Origin of the sequence: Bacillus sp. 1735sda2, assembly GCF_024159245.1 — a bacterium.
Classification (GTDB): domain Bacteria; phylum Bacillota; class Bacilli; order Bacillales; family Bacillaceae; genus Bacillus; species Bacillus pumilus_O.
In genome coordinates this window covers 3999658-4026652 of record NZ_JAMYWZ010000001.1, presented here as the reverse complement: position 1 = coordinate 4026652, position 26995 = coordinate 3999658, and the positions used below count along the sequence as shown (strand labels likewise).

The 26995-nt window shown below is 41.7% G+C and carries 29 protein-coding genes; 19 read left to right on the top strand and 10 right to left on the bottom strand.

Features of this window, described 5'->3' with window-relative positions:
* The first annotated feature begins 48 nt into the window (after window positions 1-48).
* Both soj and NKR21_RS20975 read left to right on the top strand, forming a co-directional pair.
* Entirely contained in the window at window positions 49-810 is a 762-nt protein-coding gene (gene soj, locus NKR21_RS20980; RefSeq protein ID WP_034620351.1) for a sporulation initiation inhibitor protein Soj, read from the top strand.
* Window positions 803-1657, top strand: a complete 855-nt coding sequence (locus NKR21_RS20975) for a ParB/RepB/Spo0J family partition protein (RefSeq protein WP_041816105.1) — start codon at window positions 803-805, stop codon at window positions 1655-1657. The genes soj and NKR21_RS20975 overlap by 8 nt, the downstream gene beginning before the upstream one ends.
* A gap of 25 nt (window positions 1658-1682) precedes the next feature.
* Here the strand turns inward: NKR21_RS20975 and yyaC are convergent, their stop codons facing one another.
* The gene (gene yyaC / locus NKR21_RS20970; protein ID WP_003215235.1) at window positions 1683-2309 is read right to left on the bottom strand and encodes a spore protease YyaC; all 627 of its coding nucleotides are present in this window, start codon (window positions 2307-2309) and stop codon (window positions 1683-1685) included.
* 72 nt (window positions 2310-2381) lie between these two features.
* Between yyaC and NKR21_RS20965 the strand changes: the two genes are divergently transcribed.
* The gene (locus tag NKR21_RS20965; RefSeq protein ID WP_144457378.1) at window positions 2382-3437 is read left to right on the top strand and encodes a YkvI family membrane protein; all 1056 of its coding nucleotides are present in this window, start codon (window positions 2382-2384) and stop codon (window positions 3435-3437) included.
* Window positions 3438-3462: 25 nt separating this feature from the next.
* On the opposite strand, the gene NKR21_RS20960 is transcribed toward NKR21_RS20965, so the two are convergent.
* Complete coding sequence (locus tag NKR21_RS20960) at window positions 3463-3873, bottom strand: hypothetical protein (protein WP_144457376.1); 411 nt, start codon at window positions 3871-3873, stop codon at window positions 3463-3465.
* A 15-nt stretch (window positions 3874-3888) separates the two neighbouring features.
* Window positions 3889-5208 carry a hydrolase gene (locus NKR21_RS20955; RefSeq protein ID WP_144457374.1) on the bottom strand — a complete coding sequence of 440 codons (1320 nt, stop codon included), beginning with the start codon at window positions 5206-5208 and terminating at the stop codon, window positions 3889-3891.
* A gap of 285 nt (window positions 5209-5493) precedes the next feature.
* Here NKR21_RS20955 and NKR21_RS20950 point away from each other — a divergent pair, with 285 nt between their 5' ends.
* The 10 genes from NKR21_RS20950 to wrbA all read left to right on the top strand — a co-directional run bounded on the left by NKR21_RS20950 (window position 5494) and on the right by wrbA (window position 13410).
* A complete protein-coding gene (locus tag NKR21_RS20950) occupies window positions 5494-5700 on the top strand; it encodes a DUF951 domain-containing protein (RefSeq protein WP_012011910.1) in 207 nt (68 codons plus the stop codon).
* Window positions 5701-5916: 216 nt separating this feature from the next.
* Window positions 5917-7017: a redox-regulated ATPase YchF gene (gene ychF, locus NKR21_RS20945; protein ID WP_012011909.1), complete on the top strand. Its 1101-nt coding sequence runs from the start codon at window positions 5917-5919 to the stop codon at window positions 7015-7017.
* A gap of 108 nt (window positions 7018-7125) precedes the next feature.
* Window positions 7126-7413 (top strand): 30S ribosomal protein S6, encoded by a 288-nt coding sequence (gene rpsF / locus NKR21_RS20940; RefSeq protein WP_003215073.1) that lies wholly within the window; start codon window positions 7126-7128, stop codon window positions 7411-7413.
* A gap of 36 nt (window positions 7414-7449) precedes the next feature.
* Window positions 7450-7995 (top strand): single-stranded DNA-binding protein SsbA, encoded by a 546-nt coding sequence (ssbA, locus tag NKR21_RS20935; RefSeq protein WP_003215157.1) that lies wholly within the window; start codon window positions 7450-7452, stop codon window positions 7993-7995.
* 43 nt (window positions 7996-8038) lie between these two features.
* Window positions 8039-8278 carry a 30S ribosomal protein S18 gene (gene rpsR, locus NKR21_RS20930; RefSeq protein WP_008347556.1) on the top strand — a complete coding sequence of 80 codons (240 nt, stop codon included), beginning with the start codon at window positions 8039-8041 and terminating at the stop codon, window positions 8276-8278.
* Between the two features lie 202 nt (window positions 8279-8480).
* Complete coding sequence (locus tag NKR21_RS20925; RefSeq protein ID WP_144457372.1) at window positions 8481-9446, top strand: ABC transporter ATP-binding protein; 966 nt, start codon at window positions 8481-8483, stop codon at window positions 9444-9446.
* Complete coding sequence (locus tag NKR21_RS20920) at window positions 9439-10956, top strand: ABC transporter permease/substrate-binding protein (RefSeq protein ID WP_088002918.1); 1518 nt, start codon at window positions 9439-9441, stop codon at window positions 10954-10956. The genes NKR21_RS20925 and NKR21_RS20920 overlap by 8 nt, the downstream gene beginning before the upstream one ends.
* 169 nt (window positions 10957-11125) lie before the next feature.
* Window positions 11126-12118 carry a ring-cleaving dioxygenase gene (locus NKR21_RS20915; protein WP_186299656.1) on the top strand — a complete coding sequence of 331 codons (993 nt, stop codon included), beginning with the start codon at window positions 11126-11128 and terminating at the stop codon, window positions 12116-12118.
* A complete protein-coding gene (locus NKR21_RS20910) occupies window positions 12115-12723 on the top strand; it encodes an alpha/beta hydrolase (RefSeq protein ID WP_144457368.1) in 609 nt (202 codons plus the stop codon). Before NKR21_RS20915 ends, NKR21_RS20910 begins: the two co-directional genes overlap by 4 nt.
* 72 nt (window positions 12724-12795) lie before the next feature.
* Window positions 12796-13410: an NAD(P)H:quinone oxidoreductase gene (wrbA, locus tag NKR21_RS20905; protein WP_186299398.1), complete on the top strand. Its 615-nt coding sequence runs from the start codon at window positions 12796-12798 to the stop codon at window positions 13408-13410.
* A gap of 44 nt (window positions 13411-13454) precedes the next feature.
* On the opposite strand, the gene katX is transcribed toward wrbA, so the two are convergent.
* Window positions 13455-15065, bottom strand: a complete 1611-nt coding sequence (gene katX / locus NKR21_RS20900) for a catalase KatX (protein ID WP_391509303.1) — start codon at window positions 15063-15065, stop codon at window positions 13455-13457.
* A gap of 84 nt (window positions 15066-15149) precedes the next feature.
* Between katX and NKR21_RS20895 the strand changes: the two genes are divergently transcribed.
* From NKR21_RS20895 to rsiV, 3 genes are all read left to right on the top strand, one after another.
* A complete protein-coding gene (locus tag NKR21_RS20895; protein ID WP_144457362.1) occupies window positions 15150-15806 on the top strand; it encodes a hypothetical protein in 657 nt (218 codons plus the stop codon).
* Between the two features lie 148 nt (window positions 15807-15954).
* Complete coding sequence (locus NKR21_RS20890; RefSeq protein ID WP_144457360.1) at window positions 15955-16449, top strand: RNA polymerase sigma factor SigV; 495 nt, start codon at window positions 15955-15957, stop codon at window positions 16447-16449.
* The gene (gene rsiV, locus NKR21_RS20885; RefSeq protein WP_144457358.1) at window positions 16450-17307 is read left to right on the top strand and encodes an anti-sigma-V factor RsiV; all 858 of its coding nucleotides are present in this window, start codon (window positions 16450-16452) and stop codon (window positions 17305-17307) included.
* A 47-nt stretch (window positions 17308-17354) separates the two neighbouring features.
* On the opposite strand, the gene NKR21_RS20880 is transcribed toward rsiV, so the two are convergent.
* Window positions 17355-18281: a manganese-dependent inorganic pyrophosphatase gene (locus tag NKR21_RS20880; protein ID WP_144457356.1), complete on the bottom strand. Its 927-nt coding sequence runs from the start codon at window positions 18279-18281 to the stop codon at window positions 17355-17357.
* 302 nt (window positions 18282-18583) lie between these two features.
* On the opposite strand from NKR21_RS20880, the gene NKR21_RS20875 reads away from it, so the two are divergent.
* The 3 genes from NKR21_RS20875 to rplI are packed head-to-tail and all read left to right on the top strand — an operon-like array spanning window position 18584 to window position 21978.
* Window positions 18584-19522, top strand: coding sequence for a YybS family protein (locus NKR21_RS20875; protein ID WP_041816396.1), 939 nt, complete (start codon window positions 18584-18586; stop codon window positions 19520-19522).
* 30 nt (window positions 19523-19552) lie between these two features.
* On the top strand, window positions 19553-21532 hold the full coding sequence (locus NKR21_RS20870; RefSeq protein WP_041816092.1) for a DHH family phosphoesterase: 1980 nt from the start codon (window positions 19553-19555) through the stop codon (window positions 21530-21532).
* Window positions 21529-21978: a 50S ribosomal protein L9 gene (rplI, locus tag NKR21_RS20865; protein ID WP_012011896.1), complete on the top strand. Its 450-nt coding sequence runs from the start codon at window positions 21529-21531 to the stop codon at window positions 21976-21978. The genes NKR21_RS20870 and rplI overlap by 4 nt, the downstream gene beginning before the upstream one ends.
* 45 nt (window positions 21979-22023) lie before the next feature.
* Here the strand turns inward: rplI and NKR21_RS20860 are convergent, their stop codons facing one another.
* The 5 genes from NKR21_RS20860 to NKR21_RS20840 form a co-directional block, all read right to left on the bottom strand.
* Entirely contained in the window at window positions 22024-23232 is a 1209-nt protein-coding gene (locus tag NKR21_RS20860) for a CynX/NimT family MFS transporter (protein WP_012011895.1), read from the bottom strand.
* A gap of 21 nt (window positions 23233-23253) precedes the next feature.
* Window positions 23254-23400 (bottom strand): YycC family protein, encoded by a 147-nt coding sequence (locus NKR21_RS20855; RefSeq protein WP_144457354.1) that lies wholly within the window; start codon window positions 23398-23400, stop codon window positions 23254-23256.
* A 74-nt stretch (window positions 23401-23474) separates the two neighbouring features.
* Window positions 23475-24209: an alpha/beta hydrolase gene (locus tag NKR21_RS20850; protein WP_144457352.1), complete on the bottom strand. Its 735-nt coding sequence runs from the start codon at window positions 24207-24209 to the stop codon at window positions 23475-23477.
* Window positions 24210-24287: 78 nt separating this feature from the next.
* Window positions 24288-25253, bottom strand: coding sequence for an iron-hydroxamate ABC transporter substrate-binding protein (locus tag NKR21_RS20845; protein WP_144457350.1), 966 nt, complete (start codon window positions 25251-25253; stop codon window positions 24288-24290).
* 98 nt (window positions 25254-25351) lie between these two features.
* Window positions 25352-26977 carry a helix-turn-helix domain-containing protein gene (locus NKR21_RS20840; protein WP_119125657.1) on the bottom strand — a complete coding sequence of 542 codons (1626 nt, stop codon included), beginning with the start codon at window positions 26975-26977 and terminating at the stop codon, window positions 25352-25354.
* Window positions 26978-26995 lie beyond the last annotated feature (18 nt).

Below are 26995 nucleotides of genomic sequence, written 5' to 3'. Positions count from 1 at the left end.
GAAGTATGAATGAATGAGAAACTTGTTAAGTTGAAAGTGGGTGTCATCGTGGGAAAAATCATAGCGATTACCAACCAGAAGGGCGGCGTCGGGAAGACGACAACTTCTGTTAATTTGAGTGCGTGTTTAGCATACATAGGTAAACGAGTGTTGTTAGTTGATATTGATCCGCAGGGTAATGCCACGAGTGGTATTGGGATTGAGAAGGCCGACGTAGAAAAGTGCGTGTACGATATTTTAGTTGATGATGCAGATGTTCTTGATGTGATTAAGACGACAGAGGTCGAAAATCTCGATGTCATTCCTGCGACGATACAACTTGCAGGGGCTGAAATAGAGCTTGTGCCTACGATTTCACGAGAAGTGAGATTGAAGAGAGCACTTGAGTCTGTTAAGCAAAATTATGATTATATGATTATTGACTGCCCGCCATCACTCGGATTACTGACGATTAATGCGTTAACCGCATCCGATTCCGTTTTAATTCCGGTACAGTGTGAATATTATGCGCTTGAAGGATTGAGCCAATTATTAAACACTGTTCGTCTCGTGCAGAAACATTTAAATACGGATCTTGCCATTGAAGGTGTATTGCTGACAATGCTTGATGCACGAACAAATCTTGGGATTCAAGTCATCGAAGAGGTGAAGAAATACTTCAGAGATAAGGTCTATCAGACCGTGATTCCGCGAAATGTAAGACTGAGTGAAGCGCCTAGTCATGGGAAACCGATTATCTTGTATGATCCACGTTCAAGAGGTGCAGATGTCTATTTAGACTTAGCAAAGGAAGTGGATGCGAATGGCTAAAGGTCTTGGAAAGGGTATTAATGCACTATTTAACACTGTAGATTCAAATGAAGAAACGGTTGAAGAAATCAAAATAAAGGATTTGCGTCCGAACCCGTATCAGCCAAGGAAAACGTTTGATGAAGATGCATTGTCTGATCTGAAAGAATCTATTCAGCAACATGGTGTGTTACAGCCGATCATTGTCCGCAAATCGATTAAAGGATATGACATTGTAGCAGGTGAACGTCGTTTCCGTGCAGCTCAACAAGCTGGTCTGACAACGATTCCTGCGATCGTCCGAGAATTTTCAGAAACGCTGATGAGAGAAATTGCACTTTTAGAAAACTTGCAACGAGAGGATTTATCTCCATTAGAAGAAGCGGAAGCCTATGCTTCCTTGCTAGATCACCTAAGTGTGACGCAAGAAGAATTAGCGAAGCGATTAGGGAAGAGCAGACCGCATATTGCGAATCATCTCCGCCTTTTGACTTTACCGGATGAAGTACAAAAGCTGATTGCAGATGGTACGTTATCGATGGGACATGGAAGAACCTTGCTTAGCTTGAAAAACAAAAATAAGCTGGCGCCATTGGTAAAGAAAATCGTGGACGAGGGATTAAACGTACGTCAGGTTGAGAAACTTGTTCAGCAGTTAAACGAAAATGTTCCACGTGAAACAAAGAAAAAAGAAGCACCAAAGGATCGAGTTTTGAAAGAAAGAGAGTCTTTCTTACAAAACTACTTTGGCACTTCAGTGTCGATCAAGAAACAGAAGAAAAAAGGGAAAATAGAGATTGAATTTCTCTCCAACGAAGATTTAGAAAGAATCCTCGAATTGCTTTCTACGAGAGAATCATCAGAGTGACCATCTTGATACGAGATGGTCTTTTTTATATTCTCCCAGTGATATTTTGAATAGGAGCAAAGAGAGAACGACTTTTTTCTCTTGTCCAATCCATTTGATCAATATGAGATAGACTTTCAGAAAGTGTATTGGCCATAGACATGACAAGATGAAGGCGTGTGTTTTGGAGAACGAAGTATTCCATAAATCCGCTCACATTGACGATCCCATTAATATGAATATCTCCTACCTCTGGCAGCTCTTTTTGTACACCCGCTCCAGGCTTTAACGGTCCATCGCCAATTTGGAAGGAGCCTACACTTTTCACTCTTCCTAAACAGGCATCAATCGCTACAATAAATGGATGTTTATGAGCCTGTTCAATTTCAGCAAGCTTTTCTTTTAAATTAACCGCATGAACTGGGTCAGAGAGCGTTCCATATACATGCAGCTTTTTCAAATCAAGACCTGAAAGCTTTGTACCAACAAGTGGACCTAGAGAGTCGCCAGTTGAGCGGTCTGTTCCAATACAAACGATGGCAACGGGTCTTTTTCCTGCTTTCTGAAGATGCGAGAATAAAATACTTTTAAGCTGTTGAATGGCGTTTGTATCCGTATGGGACACGTATTCTTTCACCCTATTTCTAAAAAAAAGACCGTTCTTGCTATTCATAGGTCTCACTTCCTTGTCATAGTAGTTAGTAACAGTATACGGAAACAAGCTTAATTCTATACCTATGAGGTGATGATTGTGTGGAAGGCTGGTTCAAGGTGGACGCTTTTAATTTTAGGAAGCTTAATAGGAGCGGGGTATGCTTCCGGCCAAGAAATTTGGCAGTTTTTTGGCATTGATAGTGGACTAGCCATTCTACTGTTTACATTGATGTTCATGCTGTCTACCTATGTTGTGTTAAAAATTAGTTATGAGGTACGTGCCGATCACTTTGTGCCAGTGCTAGAGCGGCTTGTCGGTCCATGGCTGGCTAAAGTGTATGACGTTTTAATTGTCCTTTATTTATTCACGACAACGACAGTCATGATTGCCGGTGGTGGGGTGACGCTAGAGATGTATCATGTGCCATTTTGGGTGGGTATCGGTGCCTTTTGTCTATTTTCATTTATGATTTTTTTCTGGGATGTGAAAGGGCTCTTGTCTGTGAATGCTTTCATTATACCAATTTTGGTGGCGGGGCTCATCTATGCGTTTGTTTTTTATTATATGAACCATGATCATATGTGGCGGATTGATTTTGGACAGCAGTACAATTGGCCTGCCAGTATTGTCTTTGCTTCTTTGAATATATTATCTGTGGTCGCAGTGCTGTCTTCGGTGGGGAAAGAAATGAAGGGGCTTGGAGAGGCAAAAGTGGCGAGTATATTAAGTGGCCTGATTTTTGGGGTTATCTCGTACGTGTATAACGAAATACTGGTTGATATTTCTGGGAGCCTATCAGCAGAAGGCATTCCCTTGTTTACAGTATTAGAAGGAGCGCCAACATCATTGTTTGTATTTATGACCGTTGTCCTTTGTCTAGCCATTTATACGACGACAGCGGCAGGTTTATTTGGTTTATCCAGCCGAATGCTCTCTTTTGTACCATTGCCTCGCTGGTTGGTTGTGCTCGTAATGCTTCTGTTAATGGCGCCTTTGACATCTCTTGGGTTTGCCGATTTGATTGCTTTTTTGTATCCAATATATAGCTTGCTGAATCTGTATTTGCTTGTCTGTTTAATGCTATATCCGATTTTAAGTAAAAAGATATTTTCTCACCCTAAAAATTATATTGATAAAATAAAATAAGCACCTCTCTTTGGCAGAGCTGTGCTTATTTTATACGAATAGAATCAATGGCTTCTTTGATATCATCATAGACTGGCATTTGCTTAAGACGCTGAAAGCGTTCCTCTAGTTCTGAAATGGCTTGTCCTTTTAAGTGCTGAGAGATGTGTTGTTTGACAATGGTTGTCTGGTTGATCATGTCTTCTGTTTTAGACAATTGATACTCCAAGTGCACGCGAGTGTTTGCTAATTCGTCATGCAGTCGCATTTTGAGCAGCCGTTTTAGATCCTTTCGCTGTCCTTCTCTTCGTATGGCCTGAATGGCGGCTATCTCTTCTGGGGACTGCGTTTGTGTTTGTGGTGCTGATTGATTTTCAAATACAGACATGGAGCGGCGGGCACTCACATTTTGCAAGAAACGCTGGGCGTCACTAGGAGGTTTATTTTGATTGATCATGCGGCGACTCCTTTCTTAATGAATACCCATTTGCATCGCAAGGCGCCTATCTGCCTTGGCGTAATCATCACCCATTGTGTACATATGTCTTGAAAGGGTAGAAAGTTCTTGTTCGTAATCTCTCAAGGTGTACAGGGCATTCAGTTGTTTTTCATGTGAATAAAAGGAGGAATGAGGTTGTTCCATCCTCACTTCTTCTACTAGTGCTTCCACATCACTTGGACTTAATAAATCATAGTGACCAAAGCCGACGAGTCCTTTGAGCTCTTGTTTTACATGCTGGACGGCGTCTTTTACACTTTCATCGATCCCATCAATTTTATCAAATATAGTGTGTACTTCATGATCAATCACACTTTGGAGATCGTAGGATGAATTTTTTAGTAAATGGGATTTTATGATAATTTCTAGACCGCTTTGTGCATATGCACGTCCAGAATGGATTTCTTGCAACAGCATGGCTGTAAAACTTGTATTATGATCAAGTTGTTCATCTAAAACCCGGGCAGATCCATCTTTGTGGAATGAATACCCATTTTCTTTTAAGCTCCCAGAAATTAGAGCTAAAAAAGCATTTGTATCAAAGGATTCGTTCCATTCTATATTCATAGACGCAAAAGCTGATTTTAAAAAGGTGTCAATTTCTCTTTGTTTATATTTAACCGATTCTTGGACGGCGCCTTGTCGCTGTGGCGGCACGGTGTACTTAACTTGACCAACTCCATGATCATGACGATTGAGTAAACCTACATAATGACTAGGTTGGATATATTCAGTCAAGACCCGTGTATATTGATCTTGCTGCGCTTTATGCTGAATCGAAGGTGCCAGACTGCTCCAAATATTGGGGCTATCAAAGGTGACGGCTTTTTTGACAGCTGGTTGTTCTGTTGCAACATAAGCACAAACAGCACCGGCAAGGGCTTGTCCAGTGAGATAAATACCTGCATTGGGGTGCTTCTGACTGATTTGCTCTATGTATTTCTTCCCTTTATAAAAGACATGATCTTGATTGCTTTCAAAGGACTTCCTTTGAATGGGATAGGCATAATCTGTTTTAAGCAATGACTGTGCCGCGATGTGTACATCTTGTGGCGAGGTCACCGGCATTTGATTCGGCATCGGACAGTGAAAAGCGACGATGAACTCATCTGTTTTCTCCGGCTGCATCGTTAAACCATATAATTGATGATCGACCTTGAGAAAATCATGGACAGTGAGCGTTTGTTGACCTATTTCTATCGTATGGTGCTGCTGGTAATGATCTATGTTTCCAGCATGATCGGATATGATTTTATATTCTTTATCAGTTAATCTATCCTTTCGATTGACCATCGTACCTGCTCCCTCATATAACATTTATGCAGATATCATAAATCAAAAAATATGGAAAAACCACAGCGTTCTACCAAGAAAAACCTTTTGGCCTACAGTGTTTGTGACAATATTGAAAAAAAGCGGAGTTTAAGTAACTATTGGTCACAAATAAAATGATCTAAAAGAAGGGTTTTTTCTATAAACAAGAATAGGAGAAAAAGGGTCTTTGCTTTGTGCATTGCTCTTCATCGCCGTTTTTTTGTACAATAGATTCAATGAAGTGAGCAAGAGAGGTGAAAGCTGATGGCAGACAAAGCGTTTGGGTTACATGACGTCGTTGAAATGAAGAAACCCCATCCATGTGGTGTCAATCGGTGGAAAGTGATTCGATTGGGCATGGATATTCGTATTAAATGTGAAGGCTGCGGACATAGCGTCATGATCCCAAGGAGAGACTTTGAACGAAAAATGAAGAAAATTCTCGTCAAGCATGAGGAGCCAACTGCTTAAGTAGGCCTCATGCTTTTTTGATGAAATTTGTCTTTTGTATAGAAGAATTAGATGCAAATTCCCGTTTTAAAGGATTGATTTATTCTTTTTGGCAATGTTTCTTCTATTGATAATGCGTAACGGTTAGCTTGTCTTTTCATGTAAACCTACTTATAATTGCTCTAGGTTCATATTACGCAGTATAACGAGCACGTTTGATATAGAGGAGATGAAAGAATGGCTTTAACAGCTGGTATTGTTGGCTTACCTAACGTCGGGAAGTCAACGCTATTTAATGCAATTACACAGGCTGGAGCGGAGTCTGCTAACTATCCGTTTTGTACCATTGATCCAAACGTCGGAATTGTAGAAGTTCCAGACGAGCGTTTGCAAAAACTAACAGAATTGGTGCAGCCGAAAAAGACAGTTCCTACTGCTTTTGAATTCACTGATATTGCCGGTATTGTCAAAGGGGCTTCAAAAGGTGAAGGTTTAGGGAATAAATTCCTTTCTCACATTCGTCAAGTAGATGCGATCTGTCACGTGGTGAGAGCTTTTGCTGATGATAACATCACGCACGTATCAGGTAAGGTTGACCCTGTGTCAGATATCGAAACCATTAATTTAGAGTTGATTTTGGCTGATTTAGAAACAGTTGAAAAACGTTTGGCTCGTGTGAGTAAGCTTGCAAAACAAAAGGATAAGGAAGCGGTAGCTGAATTTGATATTTTGTCGAAGCTAATGCATGCATTTGAAGCTGGGAAATCGGCAAGATCTGTAGAATTTACAGAGGAGCAACAGAAACTTGTGAAACAGCTTCATTTACTCACATCTAAACCAGTTCTTTATGTAGCAAATGTGAGTGAGGATGAAGTAGCAGATCATGACGGCAACGAGTATGTGCAGCAAATCCGTGAGTTTGCTTCTGGTGAAAATGCTGAAGTCATCGTCGTATGTGCGAAGATCGAGTCTGAAATTGCAGAGCTTGAAGGGGAAGAGAAGCAGATGTTCCTTGAAGAGCTTGGCATCAAAGAGTCAGGTCTAGATCAGCTGATTCAAGCATCTTATTCACTTCTTGGTTTAGCTACTTATTTCACAGCAGGTGAGCAGGAAGTACGAGCTTGGACGTTTAAAAAGGGAATGAAGGCACCGGAATGTGCTGGAATCATTCATACAGACTTTGAGCGTGGGTTCATTCGTGCTGAAACGGTTGCATATGAAGATTTACTTGCTGGCGGGAGCATGTCTGCTGCAAAAGAGGCTGGAAAAGTCCGTCTAGAAGGTAAAGAATATGTAGTGAAAGATGGAGACGTTATTCATTTCCGTTTTAATGTATAGGTTCTTGTCATAGGCCAAGTAATTTGTTATAATATACAATTGTGAGTAATATAATTTATTGCTCCTTGCCCGTTTAGGGCCGCTTAGACCAAAAGGAGGTGCAATCAGATGAGAAAGTACGAAGTTATGTACATCATCCGCCCAACAGTTGACGATGAGGCTAAAAAAGCAGTTATCGAGCGTTTCAATAACGTGTTAACTTCTAACGGTGCGGAGATCACTGGAACAAAGGATTGGGGTAAACGTCGTCTTGCATACGAAATCAACGATTTCCGTGAAGGCTTCTACCAAATCGTAAATGTTCAATCTGACGCTGCAGCAGTTCAAGAATTTGACCGCTTAGCTAAGATCAGTGACGATATCATTCGCCACATTGTTGTTAAAGAAGAAGTATAAATCATTGAAATATATATTTAAAGGTGGTCTTTCAATATGCTAAACCGTGTTGTATTGGTCGGAAGACTAACAAAAGACCCTGAGCTTCGCTACACGCCTAATGGTGCGGCTGTAGCCACGTTTACTCTAGCTGTGAATCGTACGTTTACGAATCAATCTGGAGAGCGTGAAGCCGATTTCATTAACTGTGTTACTTGGAGAAGACAAGCCGAGAATGTGGCTAATTTCTTGAAAAAAGGAAGTCTTGCCGGTGTAGACGGTCGTTTGCAGACAAGAAACTATGAAAATCAGCAAGGACAGCGTGTCTTCGTGACAGAGGTTCAAGCTGAGAGTGTTCAATTTCTTGAGCCTAAGAGCGGCGGTGCTGGTTCAGGTGGATACAGCGGCGGTGGCAATAGCGGAGGCCAGTATTATGGCGGTAGCCAAAACGATCAGAATCCATTTGGAAATGAACCAAGTCAAAATCCATATGGCAATCAAAGCAACCAACAAAATCGTAATCAGGGAAATAGCTTCAATGATGACCCATTTGCGAATGACGGTAAACCGATTGACATCTCCGATGATGATTTGCCATTCTAATTGATCTGAAAAAACAATGACTAAAGGAAAGGTGTGAAAACAAATGGCAGGTGGACGCAGAGGCGGTCGTGCGAAACGTCGTAAAGTATGTTTCTTTACTTCTAACGGTATCACGCACATCGATTACAAAGATGTTGATCTTCTTAGAAAGTTTGTTTCTGAGCGTGGTAAAATTTTACCTCGTCGTGTAACAGGAACTAGCGCTAAGTATCAACGTAAATTGACATTAGCGATTAAAAAATCACGTCAAATGGCATTACTTCCATACGTTACTGGTGAGTAAGTCGTTGACTTAAAAGCGGAGAGCCTCGAGCTCTCCGCTTTTTTTTTATTGTCTCAAGAAGATCTCACCTGAACTGGCTAGAGCTGATTTTGGCGGGTATCCTAGGAGAAGTATGTAAAATAGACAGTTTGTTCTATACAAATATGGGGTCGATCTGTCATATTGGTAGTCAAGAAAATAATTGCAGTCAGGGCGTGGAAAGATGATTGAATTTAGGAAGGTATCAATGCAATTTTCAGATGAGCGTTATGCTGTTGAATCGGTTGATTTAGAGATTCAGAAGGGCGAGTTCTTTGTTTTCATTGGACCTAGTGGAAGCGGGAAAACGACGACATTGAAAATGATCAATCGTCTCATTTCTTCTACAGAAGGTGAGATTTACATAAAGGGTCAAAAAATAAATGATTATGATATGTACGAGCTGCGATGGGATATTGGGTATGTTCTGCAGCAAATTGCTCTTTTTCCTCATATGACCATTGAAGAAAATATTGCTGTGGTTCCAGAGCTCAAACGATGGAGCCGTCACGAGATCAATAAGCGAGTGGAGGAATTGATGCAGATGGTTGGACTTGATCCTGCTATGTATCGACATCGGAAGCCGTCAGAGCTATCTGGTGGACAGCAGCAGCGTATTGGTGTGGCACGTGCACTTGCAGCTGATCCTGAGATTATCTTGATGGATGAACCCTTTAGTGCGTTAGATCCACTAACGAGGGAGAAATTGCAGGATGATCTGCTTGATTTGCAGCGCCGTATTCAAAAGACCATTGTCTTCGTGACGCATGATATGCAGGAGGCGATGAGACTCGGTGATCGGGTTTGTATCATGAAGGAAGGGAAAGTGGTGCAGATTGGTCGTCCAGAGGAATTGGTTCAACACCCGGTCAATGCTTTTGTTCGAGAGTTTGTCTCAGGTGCTACTCGCCATGTAGGACAACAAGCGTTTGAGCTAGAGACCATGGCTAGACCAATGCCTCATGAGTCTCTTTTAGGCTATGAAGCAATCACAACACATGCCACGCTGAATGAGGTCTTATCCGAATTGGCAAAGCATGAGGAATTGGCTGTGGAAAAGGACGGGGAGCGAATTGGACTAGTGAATCGTCAAGCGGTGATTCAGTTTTTAGCTGATTCTCCTAAAGAGAGGGGCGAATCACATGAATGACTGGATCAATGTGTTATTGGATCGAAAAGAACAATTGGGTCATGCTTTACTTGAACATATTCAAATTTCGTTTATTGCTTTATTTTTAGCCATATTGATTGCCATTCCATTAGGTATCTATTTAACGAGGGTGCCAAAGCTTGCAGAATGGGTGATTGGGGTGACGGCGGTCTTGCAAACAATCCCGTCTCTTGCGCTGCTTGGCTTGCTGATTCCTCTTGTTGGGATTGGGCAAGTGCCTGCGATTATTGCGCTTGTCGTTTATGCCCTCCTCCCGATTTTAAGGAATACATATACAGGCATTCAGGAGGTCGATCCTTCGCTGAGAGAAGCGGCGCTTGCTATGGGAATGAATCACCGCAAACGATTATTAAAGGTAGAGCTGCCTCTAGCTATGCCAGTTATCATGGCAGGTATCCGAACCGGGATGGTTCTCATCGTGGGAACTGCCACTCTTGCCGCACTGATCGGAGCTGGGGGATTAGGAAGCCTCATTTTGTTAGGAATTGACCGAAATGATATGGCACTCATTGTCATTGGTGCTATACCAGCTGCCTTACTCGCACTCTTATTTGATGTGGTACTGCGCACGTTTGAGAGAATCTCTTTTAAAAAGACTGTGATCTCTGTGACGGTTTTTGCTGTGATTGCAGGAGCTATTGTCGCGGGCCCATCATTGTTTCAACAAGAAAAAAAAGAAATCACCATCGGTGGAAAGTTAGGATCAGAGCCTGAAATTCTAATCTCGATGTATAAACTTTTAATTGAACAGGATACGGATATTCAAGTCAATCTTAAGCCTGGTCTTGGCAAGACGTCTTTTGTTTTTCAAGCTTTACGGTCTGGTGATATTGACATTTATCCTGAGTTTACGGGTACTGCAATTTCTGAGTTCCTCAAACAAACAGCGAAAAGCACAGATAAAGAAAAAGTGTATGAGCAAGCGCGGCGCGGTTTGGAATCATCCTTTCAGCTCCGCCTTCTTGAGCCGATGGCTTACAACAATACGTATGCTTTAGCCGTGCCTCAGTCGTTGGCTGATCAATATGATGTATCCAATATTTCAGATCTAGGCAAGATCAAGAATCGCATAAAGGCTGGATTTACCTTAGAATTTTCTGATCGACAGGATGGGTATCGAGGTATTCAAAAGACCTATCAGTTTTCCTTTGATGATGTAGTGACGATGGAACCGAAGCTTCGGTATCGAGCGATTCAAAAAGGAGATATCAATTTAGTCGATGCCTATTCGACAGACAGTGAATTGAGGCAATACAAGTTAAAGGTGCTTAATGATGATCAGCATGTTTTCCCGCCATATCAAGGAGCACCGCTGTTAAGGCAAGAGACATTAACGGAGTACCCTGAGATTGAGACCTCTCTCAATAAGCTCGGGGGTCAAATTACAGACGATGAGATGAGAGAAATGAATTATGAAGTGAATGTGCAAGGTAAGGATGCATTTCAGGTAGCGAAAGCCTATTTAAAAAAGAAAAAATTACTGCATTAATCAAGGAAGAGCAGGTCTGTTATGTAAAAGCAGATCTGCTTTTTTAAAAGGAAAAACAAAAATCGTTGACTTTTATTTAAAAACATCATATCCTTAATTCGAGATAAATATATTTTTTTAATTTAATATCTCGAATTCGAGATAATATAAAGACAGCAGTCAAGACATAATGAATAGAGGCTTGTTACTTCATGATAGGAGGTCATTAGAAGTGAAGAAAACAGAAGGAATTCACCATATCACAGCAATTGTAGGGCATCCTCAGGAGAACGTTGATTTTTATGCAGGTGTTTTAGGACTTCGTCTCGTGAAGAAGACCGTGAATTTTGATGATCCAGGTACTTACCATTTATATTTTGGAAATGAAGGAGGATCTCCGGGAACGATTATTACGTTTTTCCCTTGGCCAGGTGCTCAAAAGGGACAAATTGGCGCGGGTCAAGTGGGGGTGACGACATATGTTGTACCACCAGGCGCTTTCTCTTTCTGGAAGGAACGTCTTGAGCAGTTTGATATTTCTTATGAAATGGTTGAACGCTTTGATGAAGCCTTTCTCTCATTTGAAGATCCACACGGCTTGTTGATAGAGCTAGTAGAACGTGCGGAGGGAAAACAAAATGATTGGACATTTAACGGAGTTACACCAGATGTAGCGATAAAAGGGTTTGGGGGAGCTGTTTTATTAACATCACAGCCAGAGCAAACGATGCAGCTGCTAGAACAAACAATGGGATTCGAACGAGTTGGAGCAGAAGAGGATTATGTAAGATTCCGTTCATTTGGTGAGATAGGCAATGTTATTGATGTGAACAAGACACCTGTTGCACGCGGACGTATGGGTGTTGGGGTGGTGCATCATATTGCATGGAGAGCGACCGATGATCAGGATCAGTTAGGTTGGCAAAGACATATTGCACAAAGCGGGTATCAAGTGACACCTGTGCAAGATCGAAATTACTTCAATGCGATTTATTTTAGAGAGCTTGGCGGCATATTATTTGAAATTGCAACTGATCCTCCAGGGTTTGCACACGATGAATCAGTGGAAACTATGGGTGAAGCATTGAAACTTCCACCACAATATGAAGCGCAGCGCAGTCAGATTGAACAAATTGTGCTACCGATAGAAGTGAGAGAGTTGAAAGGGAAAGGAGACGCATGATGAAACATCTTTTTCGTAAAGGAAAGAATGATCAAAGACCTGTTTTGTTATTACTGCATGGTACTGGCGGGACAGAAGAAGATTTATTGCCGCTTGCCGATTTGGTTGATGCTGACGCTTCTGTTCTTAGTGTGAGAGGAAACGTGTTGGAAAACGGTATGCCGCGATTTTTCAGACGTTTAGCAGAGGGTATTTTCGATGAGCAGGATTTAATTGAGCGGACAGAGGAACTGTATACATTTATCGGAGACGCAGCAGATAAATATGGATTCGATCGTCATAATGTCGTCGCTCTCGGATATTCCAATGGGGCGAACATTGCAGGAAGTCTTTTATTCCATTACGAGGATGTGTTAAAAGGAGCGATCCTGCATCATCCAATGGTTCCAAGACGCGGTGTTTCATTGCCTTCATTGGCGGGGAAACAAGTCTTTATCGCAGCTGGTGAAAATGACCCAATGTGCCGACCAGAGGAATCACAAGAACTCGAGCAATTGCTGCAAGGCGCAGGCGCTTCGGTCACACTACATTGGGAAAATCGCGGACATCAGTTAACGAGAGAAGAAGTCGATGCTGCGGCATTATGGTATCGTCGTCAATTTTAATGAAGGTAGGGAAAATAGGTGGGATTTTTACAGAAGCTTTTTGGACAAACCAAACAAAAGGAGATGGAACAAATGGAAAACGTAAAATTAGCAGTTATTTATTATAGTTCAACAGGTACAAACTATCAGATGGCAAAATGGGCAGAGGCTGGAGCGAAAGAAGCTGGCGCCGAAGTGAAAGTATTAAAGGTTGCTGAATTGGCACCAGAAGCAGTTGTAGCATCAAATCCAGCATGGAAAGCACATTTAGACGAAACAAAGGATGTTCCAGAGGTTCAATTAAGTGATTTAGAGTGGGCAGATGCGATCATCTTTAGCATGCCAACACGTTTTGGTAACTTACCGGCTCAAATGAAGCAATTTTTAGACACAACTGGTGGCCTATGGTTCCAAGGGAAATTGGCAAACAAAGCGGTAAGTGCAATGACATCTGCACAAAATCCAAATGGTGGGCAGGAGCAGACCATTCTTAGCCTTTACACAACAATGTTCCACTGGGGAGCGATTATTGCCGCTCCTGGTTACACAGATGACTCATTGTACGGCGCAGGGGGCAACCCATACGGCGTGAGTGTCACTGTTGACCAAAACGGAAAGATCCAAGAGGATGCAGAAGCTGCTGCAAAACATCAAGCAAAACGTACGGTCAATGTAGCAGAATGGATCAAAAAGGGTCAAAACGCTTAATGAATACAAAAAGAATGCAGCCTAGGCGCTGCATTCTTTTTTATTTAATAAGGATCTGATGGTGTGCTGTTGTTAATCGCATCATCCACGGCTTGAGCGGCGCCTGTAGAGCCTATAGGTCCGCTTGGCTGTTCTTGTTTGAAGGCTTTTAAGCCGTCAGCGACACGCTTTCCGTAGTCAGGGTCTGCCTTTGTAAAGTTTTCGATCATTTGCTCTTGAATGTCCTTTTGACAAGTCGCAAGAGTGTTGACTAAGTTCTTAATCAATTCCTCACGTTCCCAATCATTGAAGCGGCGATACGTTTCTCCGGCTTGTCCGAAGTTGTTTGGGCGGTCAATGGCTTCCCGTTTGACGTCACCCTCTACAAAAGGCGTATGATCCTTCCCGTCCTGCTTAGCTTCTTTTAGTCCGCCGAGGATCGATGGTTCATAATTTACATGGGGGTTTTGCCCTTTGCCTTGATCGACCTGGTATTCCATTTGCCCATCTCTTTGGTTCGTGGCGACATGCTTTTTCGGAGCATTGATCGGCAGCTGTAAATAGTTCGGTCCCACTCGATATCGCTGCGTGTCAGAGTAAGAGAAGGTGCGTCCTTGAAGTAATTTATCATCTGAGAAATCCAAGCCGTCTACAAGAACGCCAGTCCCAAAGGCAACTTGCTCAACTTCTGCGAAATAATTTTCTGGATTTTTGTTTAATACCATTCGTCCAATAGGCTTCCATGGATAGTCATCCTTGTACCATAGCTTGGTTGGATCAAGCGGGTCAAAATCAAGGTGAGGGTGGGCATCATCTTCCATGATCTGCGCATAGACCTCCCATTCAGGATGATCTCCTTGCTCAATGGCTTCATATAAATCCTGTGTGGCATGATTAAAGTTTTCACCTTGTATCGCTTGAGCCTGTTCTTGTGTCAGGTTGCGAATGCCTTGCTTCGGTTCAAAGTGATATTTGACCAGTACCGCTTTTCCTTCATGGTTCACCCATTTGTAGGCATGGACACCTGAGCATTGCATGTGCCGATAGGTTGCTGGGATGCCCCATGGTGAAAAGAGATATGTCACCATATGTGTCGCTTCAGGAGATTGCGAGACGAAGTCAAAAATACGTTCGCCGTCCTGACGGTTGGTGACAGGGTCTGGCTTAAACGCATGAACCAAATCGGGAAATTTCAAAGCATCTCGGATAAAGAAAATTTTCAGGTTGTTTCCAACGAGATCCCAGTTGCCTTCTTCTGTATAAAATTTAATCGCAAACCCTCTCGGATCGCGCAATGTTTCTGGAGAATGACCGCCGTGAATGACAGAAGAAAAACGGACGAAAACAGGTGTCTTTTTTCCTTTTTCCTGAAATAATTTCGCTCTTGTATAAGTAGAAATAGGTTCATAACCGAATGTGCCATAGGCTTCAAAATAACCGTGAGCTCCGGCACCGCGTGCATGGACGACACGTTCAGGAATACGTTCGCGGTCAAAATGACTGATTTTTTCTAGGAAATCGTAGTTTTCAAGCGTAGTCGGGCCTCTATTTCCGACGGTTCTCATATTTTGATTGTCTGTTACGGGGTGACCTTGCCGATTTGTCAAAGTGTCTTCTGGCTCTGAAGATGATTTAGGGTGTTGATCTTCTTTCAATTCGAATCCCTCCTTCAATATCTCCCTAACAATATGGTCATCTTTCTCCCTATTTCATACAAGGATTGATATAATGATTGAAAACTTTCACGAGGAGCGAACCTGATGATTCGATTACACTGCCTTCATGCCCATCCGTCTAATCAGTCTTATATAGAAGACGTGTTTGATGATCCAGATATTGAGTTGCATCACACGGTCGATTCATCATTTATAGAACGTGCCACACAAGATCCAGATTTTCATCCTCACAAGCAACAAGCCTATGCCATCAACAAACTGATGAAAGAAGATGAAGCTGACATCATTCTGCTCACGTGTACACAATACATTGCCGCATTAGGTGATCAAAAGCATCTCTTTAAACAACCAATTGTTCCTATCGATGAACCTTTATTTGAGCTGATTTGTCAGAGAAAAGGGCCGCTTCAACTGGTGTTTTCAAACCCGGATACAGTGGAGGGGACAATGGAGCGGCTTGAATCATATGCAAAAAAGCACGGCAAACAGATGGATGCAGAAGTTATGGTGATGGAGGGTGTCTTTCACCTTTGCCTAAACGGTGAATTGCACGCTTATGAGGAGGAAATTAAAAAGCAGCTCAGAAGATGTATGAAAGAAGATGGGGACATTTGCGTGATGCAGTTATCGATGGTTCATGCGGCACAGCAGATGGTAGAAGAGACAGGTGTTCCGATCATTCATCCGCTTTCTCCACTTAAACAGTATGTCCATCAAACAATATCTGCTTTGAAAGAGTGAACCTGCCTGGTTCGCTCTTTTTGTATAGAAACGGAAATGGAATGACATGATAAAAAATAATTAAGTGCAAACTATTTTTAAAAGGAGCGCGTCTATCCATTGTAAGAAATAACCGATGCGCATTTAAGATAAAGGAGCTCTTTGCAAAATGAAGAAACGAAAAATTGAGGATCAATTTGCTGATTACGTAATGGAGCATAAACACAGTTTTTATCGATTGTCCTATAGTTATGTCAAAAATCCAGAAGATGCGATGGATGTCGTTCAAGAGGCGATTCATAAAGCACTCAAATCTGTTCACAGATTAGAGGATGCGACCAAGATGCATAGCTGGTTTTATAAAATCGTGGTGAACGCTGCCCTAGACTTTTTACGAAAGAAGAAGCGGGTGCAAGTGACAGATGATGACACGCTTGAGTTCTTATCACAGGGTGAATCAGATGTTTATGAAGATCAAGATGTCAGACGAGCCATAGAGGATTTACCCGACATGTACCGGGTCATCATTATCTTGAGATTCTTTGAAGATTTAAAACTAGAGGACATCGCCCACATTCTCGAAGAAAACGAAAACACCATCAAAACAAGATTATATAAGGCGTTGCGGCTTTTAAAAGTAGAATTATCGCAGGAGGAATTATAAATGGATAAGCATTTGGAACAGTTAAAAGAGGAATATTTAGAAATCCCTATTCCGCCGGAATTTGATGCTATGGTTGAACGAACATTAAAACGAAAAAACAAAAAAACTCATTTTCAGCAATGGACGATCGGACTTGTTGCTGCGGCTGCTTTATTTGTCACGACTGTGAATGTCAGTCCACAGGCGGCAAGAGCGATTTCAGAGGTACCGATCATTGGCGAGCTGGTGAAAGTTGTGACATTCACTGAATTTAAAAAGAGCGACCAAGGAACGAATATTGACCTTAAAACACCACACGTTTCAGGGCTTGGGGACGGAAAATTACAAGACAGCCTGAATCAAAAATATTTAGCTGAAAACAAAAAGCTGTATCAAGATTTCGAAAAGGAAACAAAGGGTTATAAAAATGGTCATTTGAGTGTAGAGAGCGGATATGAAGTGAAAACAAACAATGACCAAATCCTTTCACTAGGTCGATACAAGGTAACGACTCAGGCTTCTGCGGCAGAGGAAATGACATATGATACGATCGATAAGAAAAACCATGTACTCATTACATTGCCAAGTCTGTTTAAAGATGATCGGTATATTGATGTGATTAGTGAAAATATTAAAGAACAAATGAAGAAACAGATGAAAGAGGATTCAAATAAGATTTACTGGATTACCAAGCAAGATACGGTTGATCCGTTTAAGAAGATTCAGCCAGACCAAAGTTTCTATATCAATTCAAAAGGCAAACTGGTGATTTCTTTTAATGAATATGATGTGGCGCCTGGTTACATGGGCGTAGTTGAATTTACGATTCCAACAAGTGTGCTAAAGGATATTCTTGTCAGCGATATGTACATTCATTAAAAGAAGAAAAAAGACTGCTGAACTTGTCAGCAGTCTTTTAATGTTTATTATGAAAGTGCGTCTGTCAGTGCAGGTACAACTTGTTTCTTTCTTGATACGACACCTTTTAGTAAAGCAGTGTTGTTTTCAAGTGTGACATGAAATGCTTTTTCTACTTTTGCCGCTTCTGCACCGAGAGCAAGTGCAAGAGAGTCATTTTCTAGGATGTCTGTGATCACTAGAACGAATAGATCAAGACCTTTCGCTGCGATGACTTCATTGATTTTCGCTTCAATATCAGTCTGTCTTGCTGTCACTTCTGCGATATCTACTGTATTGACTTGCGCAATTTCCACTTTGCTATTGCCTAGTTCGAATTCTTTTGCATCGATTGTAATTAATTCTTGAACCGTTTTTTGGCTTAGGTCAGCACCAGCTTTTAGCATGTCTAGGCCGTAAACTTCTGGATCTACCCCTGCGATTTCAGCTAGCTCATGCGCAGCATCAATATCCTGCTGTGTGCATGTTGGGGATTTGAATAGCAAGGAATCAGAAATGATTGCAGATAAAAGCAAACCAGCGATTTCTTTTTCAATCTTCACTTGGTTCTCTTTGTACATTTTGTTTAAGATTGTTGCTGTACAGCCAACAGGCTCAGCGCGATAGTATAGAGGTTCACTTGTTTCAAAGTTGGCAATACGGTGATGGTCAATGACTTCAGTCACTTGTACTTGATCAATATCGCTTACACTTTGTTGGAATTCGTTATGATCGACAAGAATGACTTGCTTTGTTTCATTTGCAGCCGTTTCAATGAAACGAGGTGCTTCTTGTTTAAAGAAGTCTAATGCGAATTGTGTTTCTCCGTTGATTTCTCCAAGTCTGACCGCTTCTGCTTCGACGCCGATTTTATTTTTTAGATCAGCGTAAGCGATAGCAGAGCAAATCGTGTCTGTGTCAGGATTTTTGTGTCCGAATACGAGTGTTTTTCCCATGTGAATTCTCCTTCTTACATTTATTGATGATGTTTCTATTCTAACAGCTTTTGTCCTTGAATTCAGGGTTTATAGCTAAGAATAATTTAAAAAATTGTAACATGCTGTTTGAAAAGTTGCATGTACGATTCTGTATCAGTGTTCCACGTGAAACGCTCTTAAGATAGCCTGCATTTTACTTGCGATTTACCGCTATGGTAAAATAAAGGTTGGGGTAAGACATGGAGTAGCTTACATCGTACGTATACATAGAAGGACACATTGAGCAAGATATAGTAAAAGGATTGGATAGAGGTGAAGGTGTGAAACAAACAAAAGCGTTAGTAGAGGGCGCTATCATGATCAGTATTTTCTCTGTCATGACGCTGTTTTATTTGTATGTGCCGCTATTATCCATTATTTTCTTTCTAGCTGCTCCGATTCCGATCATCCTCTATACAATCAGGCACGGCTTGAAAAAAGGAATTGCTGCTGGCGCTATCGGGATAGTGATCAGCTTTTTAATTGGGTCTATTAATGGACTCATGACTGCGCCCGTTCTGATTGCTGTCGGATTAGGCATGGGTGTTTTCTACAGCAGACGGCAGCCCGGGAATGCCATCATTGCAGGTGGGCTGATTTATTTATTCAGTTTTCTTATCTCCTTTATTGTCAGTGTTCAGCTTTTTCAAATCGATATCATGAATATTGCGAAAGAGTCGATTGAGCAAATGATGCCGATGGTAGAGAGTACTTTAAAGCAATCCGGCGCGTCTGAAAAGGAGATTGCCAAACAGCTCAAACAGTTTAAAGAGTTGCAGGATACAGCATTAAACGCTTTACCTGTAGCGCTTTTGATCACTGCTACTTTGATGGCTTTTGTGAATCATTGGTTCGTGCGGCCCTTGATCAAACGGTTTGTATCAGACATGCCAGTCCTTAAGAAATTTAAGGATTTGCGGCTGCCAAAAAGCATGGTATGGTATTATTTACTCACACTGCTTTTGATGCTGATTCAGACAGAAAAAGGCAGCTTTTTATGGCTCGTTCAATCGAGTGCGTTTAAAATTTTATTTATACTGGTGCTTATTCAGGGATTTTCTTTTATCTTCTATTATTGCCACGAAAAAGGCATCTCAAAAGCAGTCCCCATTTTCGCTATCGTGTTAGGGGTTCTCTATCCGCCAGTCGGTGTGGTTGTGCGTATCATAGGGATTGCTGACATAGGCTTTGATTTAAGAGAAAAAGTGAAAAACAAATAATTCACTCTGAATGTTGAGGAGTTGATATCAGTGCCAAGCTTCTATAGAAAACCTGTCATCAAGTATCCGATCATCGCTTTAATTGTCCTTGCGGTGGTCACAGTTCTCCTCAACCTTTATTATAATTGGATCATAGGAGCTGTTGGTCTTTTAGTCCTTGCAGGTGTGCTCTACTTCTTAAAGTGGGCAGATACGCAAGTTCAAAAAGAGATTGATTCATATATTTCAACATTATCCTATCGAGTCAAAAAGGTTGGAGAAGAAGCATTAATGGAAATGCCAATTGGTATTATGCTGTTTAATGACCAGTATTATATCGAATGGACAAATCCATTTCTCGCTTCGTGTTTTCATGAAAGCACGCTTGTCGGCAGATCCTTGTATGATACATTCGAGTCCATTGTGCCTCTTATTAAACAAGAGGTCGAGACAGAAAATGTGACGCTGAATGATCGGAAATTCAAAGTCATTATTAAACGGTCAGAACGCCTTTTATATTTCTTTGATGTCACAGAACAGGTACAGATTGAAAGACAGTACGAAAATGAACGAACGGTGTTATCTTATATCTTTTTAGACAATTATGATGATGTCACGCAGGGTCTTGATGATCAGGTGCGCAGCGCCATTAATAGTGAAGTGACGTCACTTTTAAACAACTGGGCACAGGAATATGGTATTTTCCTGAAGCGAATTTCGTCCGAACGATTTATGGCAGTTCTAAATGAAAGCATTTTAGCAGAGCTGGAAGCGTCGAAATTCTCTATTTTAGATGAGGTCCGTGAGAAAACAGGAGCGCATAGTGCGACGCTGACCTTGAGTATCGGGATCGGTGCATCCGTACCTTCTTTAAAAGAACTTGGGGCACTTGCTCAGTCGAGTCTTGATCTTGCCCTCGGACGAGGCGGGGATCAAGTAGCCATTAAGCAGCCGAATGGAAAAGTGAAATTCTACGGCGGGAAAACGAATCCAATGGAGAAACGGACACGTGTACGCGCACGAGTCATTTCTCATGCTTTAAAAGAAATTGTATCTGAAAGCGGCAATGTCATGATCATGGGGCATAAGTTCCCAGACATGGACTCTATCGGTGCATCCATTGGGATTTTAAAGGTCGCCCAGGCCAATGGGAAAGAAGGTTATATTGTCATTGATGCCAACCAAATTGGTGACAGTGTTCAACGCTTGATTAGTGAAATTAAGAATTATGAAGATCTATGGTCACGTTTTATCACCCCAGAGGAAGCCATGGAGCTTGCAAAGGATGACACGCTGCTTGTGGTCGTGGATACACATAAACCGTCTCTCGTCATGGAAGAACGACTACTCAATAAAATTGAACATGTCGTGGTCATTGACCATCATAGACGCGGCGAGGAGTTTATCCGTGATCCATTACTTGTCTATATGGAGCCGTATGCTTCATCCACAGCAGAGCTTGTGACAGAGCTTTTAGAGTATCAGCCGAAGAAATTGCGCATTAACATGATCGAAGCGACTGCGCTTCTCGCAGGGATCATCGTTGATACAAAGAGTTTCTCGCTGAGAACGGGATCAAGAACGTTTGATGCAGCCTCTTACCTTCGTGCGAAGGGGGCAGATCCTGTCCTTGTGCAAAAGTTCCTAAAAGAGACCGTGGATCATTACATCAAACGGGCAAAGCTCATTCAGCATACAGATTTGTATCAAAATCAGGTGGCGATTGCTTCATTACCGTCCGACAGCTCGGAGTATTATGATCAAATTACGATTGCCCAGACGGCTGATTCCCTGTTGTCAATGAGTGAGGTAGAAGCGTCATTTGCTGTCGCTAGGCGAGATGACAATACGGTGTGCATTAGTGCGAGATCATTAGGGGATATCAACGTTCAAATTATCATGGAAGCGTTAGATGGCGGCGGTCATTTGACTAACGCTGCAACCCAAATGTATGGTATAACCATTGAAGAAGCGGTAGAGCAGTTAAAAGCTGCCATTGATGAATATTTCGAAGGAGGGGTTCAAAGATGAAAGTCATCTTTCTAAAAGACGTAAAAGGCAAAGGGAAAAAAGGCGAAGTCAAGAATGTCGCTGACGGATACGCTCACAACTTTCTCATTAAACAAGGGTTAGCGGTTGAAGCAAACCCAACGAACCTAAGTGCATTGGAAGGGCAGAAGAACAAAGAGAAAAAGAATGCCGTCCAAGAGCTTGAACAAGCGAAACAACTAAAGGAAACACTTGAGGCGCTAACAGTGGAACTAACAGCAAAATCAGGTGAAGGCGGTCGTCTGTTTGGATCAATTACAAGCAAACAAATCGCTGATAAATTGCAAAAAGATCATCAAATCAAAGTCGATAAGCGCAAAATCGAGCTGAATGACGCCATCCGTGCATTAGGTTACACAAATGTACCGGTGAAGCTTCATCCAGAGGTACAAGCAACGTTAAAGGTACACGTGACAGAACAAGCATAAACAGAAAAGAACCCGTCTCACGAGGAGGCGGGTTCTTTTTTATGATCAATCTGAAATATAGACGCTTCGTCCAGCACGCATACCGGATAAAAACATGAAAAATAGAACGATGATAAAGATGATAATGGATGGCGTCCATGTATGTGTGACATCAAAAAGGATACCAATCATGAGTGGACCAACGGCGGCTAATAAATAACCGATAGACTGCGCCATTCCAGAAAGCGCAGCGGCTTGCTCCATATTGGTTGTCCGTAATCCGATAAATGTGAGGGCAAGACTGATGCTTGCACCTTGTCCAATACCGATCAATAAAACAGAGATCACCAGAATAGGCGTCGATCCTCCGAGAAGAAGTCCGATCATCCCAAGTAAATACACAAGGACAAGCCCGAAGACAAGCGGTCTTTGTGTTTTTAATTTTTCTGCAAAAACAGGTGCTAGAAAGGTGGATGGCAGCCCAACAAACTGCATAATGGACAGCATCCAACCGGCTGTTGATAGATTCATTCCATGTGATGTTAAGATATCAGGAAACCAAGCGATGCTGCTATAGAAAAGGAATGACTGCAGCCCCATAAATAAAGTTACCTGCCATGCGACACGTGAACGCCATATTGGCTGCTCTGTGAGCGAAATGCTTTTGACAGCCGCTGTGTTCTGATGAAGAAGCTGCGGAGCCCAGACCATCATCGCAAGAAGTGCAAGGCCAGCCCATACGAGGAATGATGTATTCCAGCCGCCAGGCATTGCATGGCTAAGCGGAACACTGACACCTGATGCAAGTGCCGCAAAGACGGACATCGAGGTCGTATAGACACTTGTCATTAAACCAGCATGTGCAGGAAATTTATGCTTCACGAGCCCCGGTAAGAGCACATTACATATCGCAATCCCGACACCGATAAGTGCGGTTCCGATCATTAAGAAGGTGATTGAACCAAACGAGCGAATCACAATCCCAAACAGAAGGACAGCGAGCCCTAGCCAAAGGGTTCGTTCGTTGCCCAGACGCTTTCCGATTTTAGGTGTAATGGGAGAAAGCAATGCGAATGAGAGCAGTGGTAACGTCGTAAGAAAACCTGCAAGTCCGTTAGACAACTGCAAATCGGAACGAATGGCACCGATGAGAGGGCCAACAGACGTAATGGCAGGTCGTAGGTTAAATGCAATAAGTAAAATCCCAGCAATCAGCAGGATGGTTTGTCCTTTACTGCGGGGATGTAAGGTTGATTGTTCTAGTTGTTGTTCCATGAATGTATACTCCTTTATTCTTTAAGAAGAACGATCTTTCTTCTGTTCAAGTTCTGCTAGTTTAGCGATTAAGATATGTTGCGGCATATGCATGATTTGTTCAATGGGTACATTGAGTGATGCCGCAAGTTTTTGTGCCGTTTCGGCTGAGATTTGTAAAGGTCTCATACGCAAATCTCCCTCCTCTTTCAATCTATAAGTTCCAATATATCATAACGGCTTTATGCCTTGCAGATAAAAAATTAGCGTTCTCTTTTATAAAACCACTTTAGGGCTGATAAGAAATTTTTTTGAAATTGTTTCGGATGATGGCCCTCTCCTTGTTCGATGTGATAGTGCAGCTGCCATTCCTGCATCCCTTTGTGTAATAAAAGGTCATGTAGTTGTCTATTGAATAAAGGCATGTGCTGTTGCGCAGATGTTTTGTCTTTACCTTCTTCACTGCCTACAGACAAATAAATAAGGTGATCCACATACTGAATACTTTGTTGTTTAGCAAAAGGTAGAAAATCTTGATACCAAAATGACCCGGAGATCGATGCGATGTTTTTAAAAAGAGCAGGGTGCATCAATAAAGTATAAATTGTAAATAGCCCACCTAATGAAGCACCTACGTGACTATGTTCTTGACAGGTCTGTTTGACTGGATATTCTCTTTTGATATATGGGAGCAAGTCATTTGCTAAAAACGACACATACGTCTGTGCCTCGCCTTTAAAGTCAGGAAACCCAGATCGCAGTGATGACGCCTTCCATGGTGTATATTCATTAAGTCGATTGAAGGGGTGGATGCCGACAATGATGATTGGAGAGATGGTTTTGGCTTCGATCAGTCTTTCGATCTCTAGCAGGTGTGTTCTAAACAAAGAAGAGCCATCTTGTACAAAGACAGCTGGAACATTAACATAGGTGTTCTGTGGAACGTAAATATCAAGCTGACGCCCGTTAAACTCGTCATATAGAAACGTTCCGTTCATATGTATTTCACTCCTCAAAATTCTCAACTACGCTGAAAAGAAGACAAAGGGCTAAACATTAACCCTTTGTCTTCTTTTTTAGTTGTTTTTCTCTAACCATTTGACAGCCTTATCAAGGAAGGTTGTTTTGCTTAGTGCAGTTCCTCCTTGGAGCATAGGATCAACGACATTTTCATTGATGTGCCCATTTTTCACAGCTTTTAGGCTTGTCCAAATTTTATTTTCCTCTAAGTCCTTTAATGCGTTAGGATTCGATGAGTTTTCCTCTTTAGAGAACTGAACAAAAATATAGTCAGGATTGAGTTCGCCCAGTCGCTCCAATGAGATCATTGCTTGTGCTTTGGCTTTTTTGATATCACTTGGTGCTGTAAATCCTAAGTCTCCATATAAGGTGGAGTTGAAGTATACGTCTTCAGGATACACGTACAGATCGCCTTGTCTAATGCGTAAAATGACAGCTGTTTTGTTGTTGCTTTTGTCTTTCAGGGTTTCTTTCGCTTGTGTGAGATCTTTCTGATAATCGGAAATGATGTTTTTGGCTTCTTTACTCTTTCCAGTTAGTTCACCGAGCAATAAAAGATTGCTTTCCCAGTCGGAAGAGACATGGGATACTGGGATCGTCGTTTGGACTTTTTCTAGTTTTTTAATTGTTGCAGGCGGGAACTTGGTTGATCCGAGTATCACGTCTGGTTTTAGTTTTAAGATTTTTTCTAGGTTCGGTTCTGTTTTTTCACCGATGCCTTCTGTTTTTGTTGTGATGTCTTTAAATAATTCAGGGAAAGTGCCACCTACAGTAGAAGCACCAATAGGCTCGATATCAAGTAATTTTGCATCTTCCATTGATTCTAGGCTTCCAGCTATGACGATTCGTTTCACAGGTGTTTTGAGTTTATACGTTTGATCTAAGTATTTGATGTTTGTTTCTGCTGCTTCAGCTGACTTGCTTTTGGTTGTGTTTGAAGCAGGTTTATTTTCTGCGGCACCACAGGCTGCTGCGATGATCGTCATGATACAAAGGATAAGCAATGCAAACCATTTTTTCATTTGTTTTCTCCTTTAACTGATAATTGTTCTCAATTAAAGATTGTAGTAGTCTTTCGTCCTTTTATCCATAGACAATGATCTGTCATATGATGGACTTTTTACGGAAAGAAAGATAAAAGGTCCTGAATGACTCGTTGATGACTGGCTGCTGTGTATTCACGCCAAGGGTCAGAAGTGAGCGGATAGACTGCTTGCTGCGTCACAGCCTTGAGATTTTGCCAAGCGTCTTGTTGCTTTAATTTTTGATAAAAAGCAATGGTTTTTGGCTCCTTATGTAACAAGAGGAAGATGGCATCTGGGTCTAACTGTTGTATGGAGCGAATGCTGATTTTTTTTTCTAATAGCTGACCATCATTCTGAAAAGCTGGCAGAAGGCCAATGTCCTGAAAAATTACTTCTGACATGGTGCGATTTACAGACAAGTAGAGCTGATCTTGAAAGATACGAAGAGGCAGGACGGTTTTTGGTCGATGATCAATAAGGCATGCCTTTTTCGCTTGAATGACTAGTTCCTCGTAATGAAGCAGCCATTCTTCTGCTTCCCTCGTTTCGTTTAAGAACATAGCTGTTTGTTTGAATTGAGCGCGCCAATCCAATTGTGTGAATGGAACAAAGTGAACAGGACAGATCGTTTTCAACACTTGTTTTTCTTCCTCTGTCACATGATCATTGGCAATGATCAGCTCAGGTTTTGTCTCCTTTAATAGCCGTAAATTGGCTTCAGCGTGCTCGTTGATCCGATGTGCACTCAGATGAATCGGAATTTCTTCTGCATGATGTTCAAAGTCATGTGCTGTCCATTTAGGGTGAAGAGGGGCAGCATACGGGATGATATGAATGGGTGTGAGCTGACCGAGTATAGAATGGCCATAGGCTGCAATTTTCCGCTGACGGCTTTTCATATAAGTAGAAGGAGTCATGCCCGTTTTTTTCTTAAAGATGCGGCTAAAGTAATAGGGATCTTGATAGCCAGTTTCCAGTGCAATGTCTTTGAGTTTTGCGTTGCCTTTTGCCATTAACTGTTTGGCTCTAGCCATCCTTTTCTTGGTGATATAATCGGTGACACTCACATTAAAATGCTTTTTAAATAGCTCACTGTAATGGCTGGCGCTGATGCCAGCCATTTGAGATAGACTTGTCAGGCTGAGGGGTTCTTCGGAATGTTGATCGATATATTGTTTTGTTTTGAAAAGGGCATGTGCTGTGTCACAAATATCTTCTTTATGCAGTGTGAAAAGCTGCATAATAAGCTGTTGAAAAAGAGTTTGGCTTCTAAAAAAGCTAATGGCTTCAGGTCTTTTCCATTCCTCTGTCATTTCTGGCAGTAAAGAATGAATCTGTTCAATTGAGCTAATATCGATAAATTGCCATACATTCAGTAAAGAACGGGCATGTTCAGTTGATACTTCCCGTATGTTTTGATCTTGCAGCATGTAAAGCTGAAAGCGAAACAGATAAAGCTCTTGTTTTTGATAAGGCTCTGTTTTCAACATAAATGTTTCTCCAGGAAGGATCGTATAGAGTGTCAGATGTTTCAATCGCCATTTTTGATCGTTCAATATGAGTAGACCTCTGCCGCTAATGCTGAAGAGGAAGCAGAATGTATCTGATAGCTGCTGCTCCGTATGCGGAAGCTCTGTATTATTTATTTTTTCAGTATATGTTAATCGATAGATGAATTGTTCGGCATTTGCCTTTGTACGTAATTGATTGTTGTTTTCCATTTAAACCACCTGATCTCT

Excerpts from the sequence above, each read along its gene's own strand:
- NKR21_RS20890 (WP_144457360.1), top strand. The coding sequence starts at position 15,955 with ATGAAGAAACGAAAAATTGAGGATCAATTTGCTGATTACGTAATGGAG.
- NKR21_RS20975 (WP_041816105.1), top strand. The coding sequence starts at position 803 with ATGGCTAAAGGTCTTGGAAAGGGTATTAATGCACTATTTAACACTGTA.
- NKR21_RS20895 (WP_144457362.1), top strand. The coding sequence starts at position 15,150 with ATGATTCGATTACACTGCCTTCATGCCCATCCGTCTAATCAGTCTTAT.
- NKR21_RS20955 (WP_144457374.1), bottom strand. The coding sequence starts at position 5,208 with ATGGTCAATCGAAAGGATAGATTAACTGATAAAGAATATAAAATCATA.
- rsiV (WP_144457358.1), top strand. The coding sequence starts at position 16,450 with ATGGATAAGCATTTGGAACAGTTAAAAGAGGAATATTTAGAAATCCCT.
- NKR21_RS20860 (WP_012011895.1), bottom strand. The coding sequence starts at position 23,232 with ATGGAACAACAACTAGAACAATCAACCTTACATCCCCGCAGTAAAGGA.
- NKR21_RS20910 (WP_144457368.1), top strand. The coding sequence starts at position 12,115 with ATGATGAAACATCTTTTTCGTAAAGGAAAGAATGATCAAAGACCTGTT.
- NKR21_RS20845 (WP_144457350.1), bottom strand. The coding sequence starts at position 25,253 with ATGAAAAAATGGTTTGCATTGCTTATCCTTTGTATCATGACGATCATC.
- NKR21_RS20920 (WP_088002918.1), top strand. The coding sequence starts at position 9,439 with ATGAATGACTGGATCAATGTGTTATTGGATCGAAAAGAACAATTGGGT.
- ssbA (WP_003215157.1), top strand. The coding sequence starts at position 7,450 with ATGCTAAACCGTGTTGTATTGGTCGGAAGACTAACAAAAGACCCTGAG.
- yyaC (WP_003215235.1), bottom strand. The coding sequence starts at position 2,309 with ATGAATAGCAAGAACGGTCTTTTTTTTAGAAATAGGGTGAAAGAATAC.
- NKR21_RS20950 (WP_012011910.1), top strand. The coding sequence starts at position 5,494 with ATGGCAGACAAAGCGTTTGGGTTACATGACGTCGTTGAAATGAAGAAA.
- ychF (WP_012011909.1), top strand. The coding sequence starts at position 5,917 with ATGGCTTTAACAGCTGGTATTGTTGGCTTACCTAACGTCGGGAAGTCA.
- rpsF (WP_003215073.1), top strand. The coding sequence starts at position 7,126 with ATGAGAAAGTACGAAGTTATGTACATCATCCGCCCAACAGTTGACGAT.
- NKR21_RS20880 (WP_144457356.1), bottom strand. The coding sequence starts at position 18,281 with ATGGGAAAAACACTCGTATTCGGACACAAAAATCCTGACACAGACACG.
- NKR21_RS20915 (WP_186299656.1), top strand. The coding sequence starts at position 11,126 with ATGAATAGAGGCTTGTTACTTCATGATAGGAGGTCATTAGAAGTGAAG.
- NKR21_RS20840 (WP_119125657.1), bottom strand. The coding sequence starts at position 26,977 with ATGGAAAACAACAATCAATTACGTACAAAGGCAAATGCCGAACAATTC.
- NKR21_RS20965 (WP_144457378.1), top strand. The coding sequence starts at position 2,382 with ATGATTGTGTGGAAGGCTGGTTCAAGGTGGACGCTTTTAATTTTAGGA.
- wrbA (WP_186299398.1), top strand. The coding sequence starts at position 12,796 with ATGGAAAACGTAAAATTAGCAGTTATTTATTATAGTTCAACAGGTACA.
- rpsR (WP_008347556.1), top strand. The coding sequence starts at position 8,039 with ATGGCAGGTGGACGCAGAGGCGGTCGTGCGAAACGTCGTAAAGTATGT.
- NKR21_RS20855 (WP_144457354.1), bottom strand. The coding sequence starts at position 23,400 with ATGAGACCTTTACAAATCTCAGCCGAAACGGCACAAAAACTTGCGGCA.
- NKR21_RS20960 (WP_144457376.1), bottom strand. The coding sequence starts at position 3,873 with ATGATCAATCAAAATAAACCTCCTAGTGACGCCCAGCGTTTCTTGCAA.
- NKR21_RS20850 (WP_144457352.1), bottom strand. The coding sequence starts at position 24,209 with ATGAACGGAACGTTTCTATATGACGAGTTTAACGGGCGTCAGCTTGAT.
- NKR21_RS20925 (WP_144457372.1), top strand. The coding sequence starts at position 8,481 with ATGATTGAATTTAGGAAGGTATCAATGCAATTTTCAGATGAGCGTTAT.
- rplI (WP_012011896.1), top strand. The coding sequence starts at position 21,529 with ATGAAAGTCATCTTTCTAAAAGACGTAAAAGGCAAAGGGAAAAAAGGC.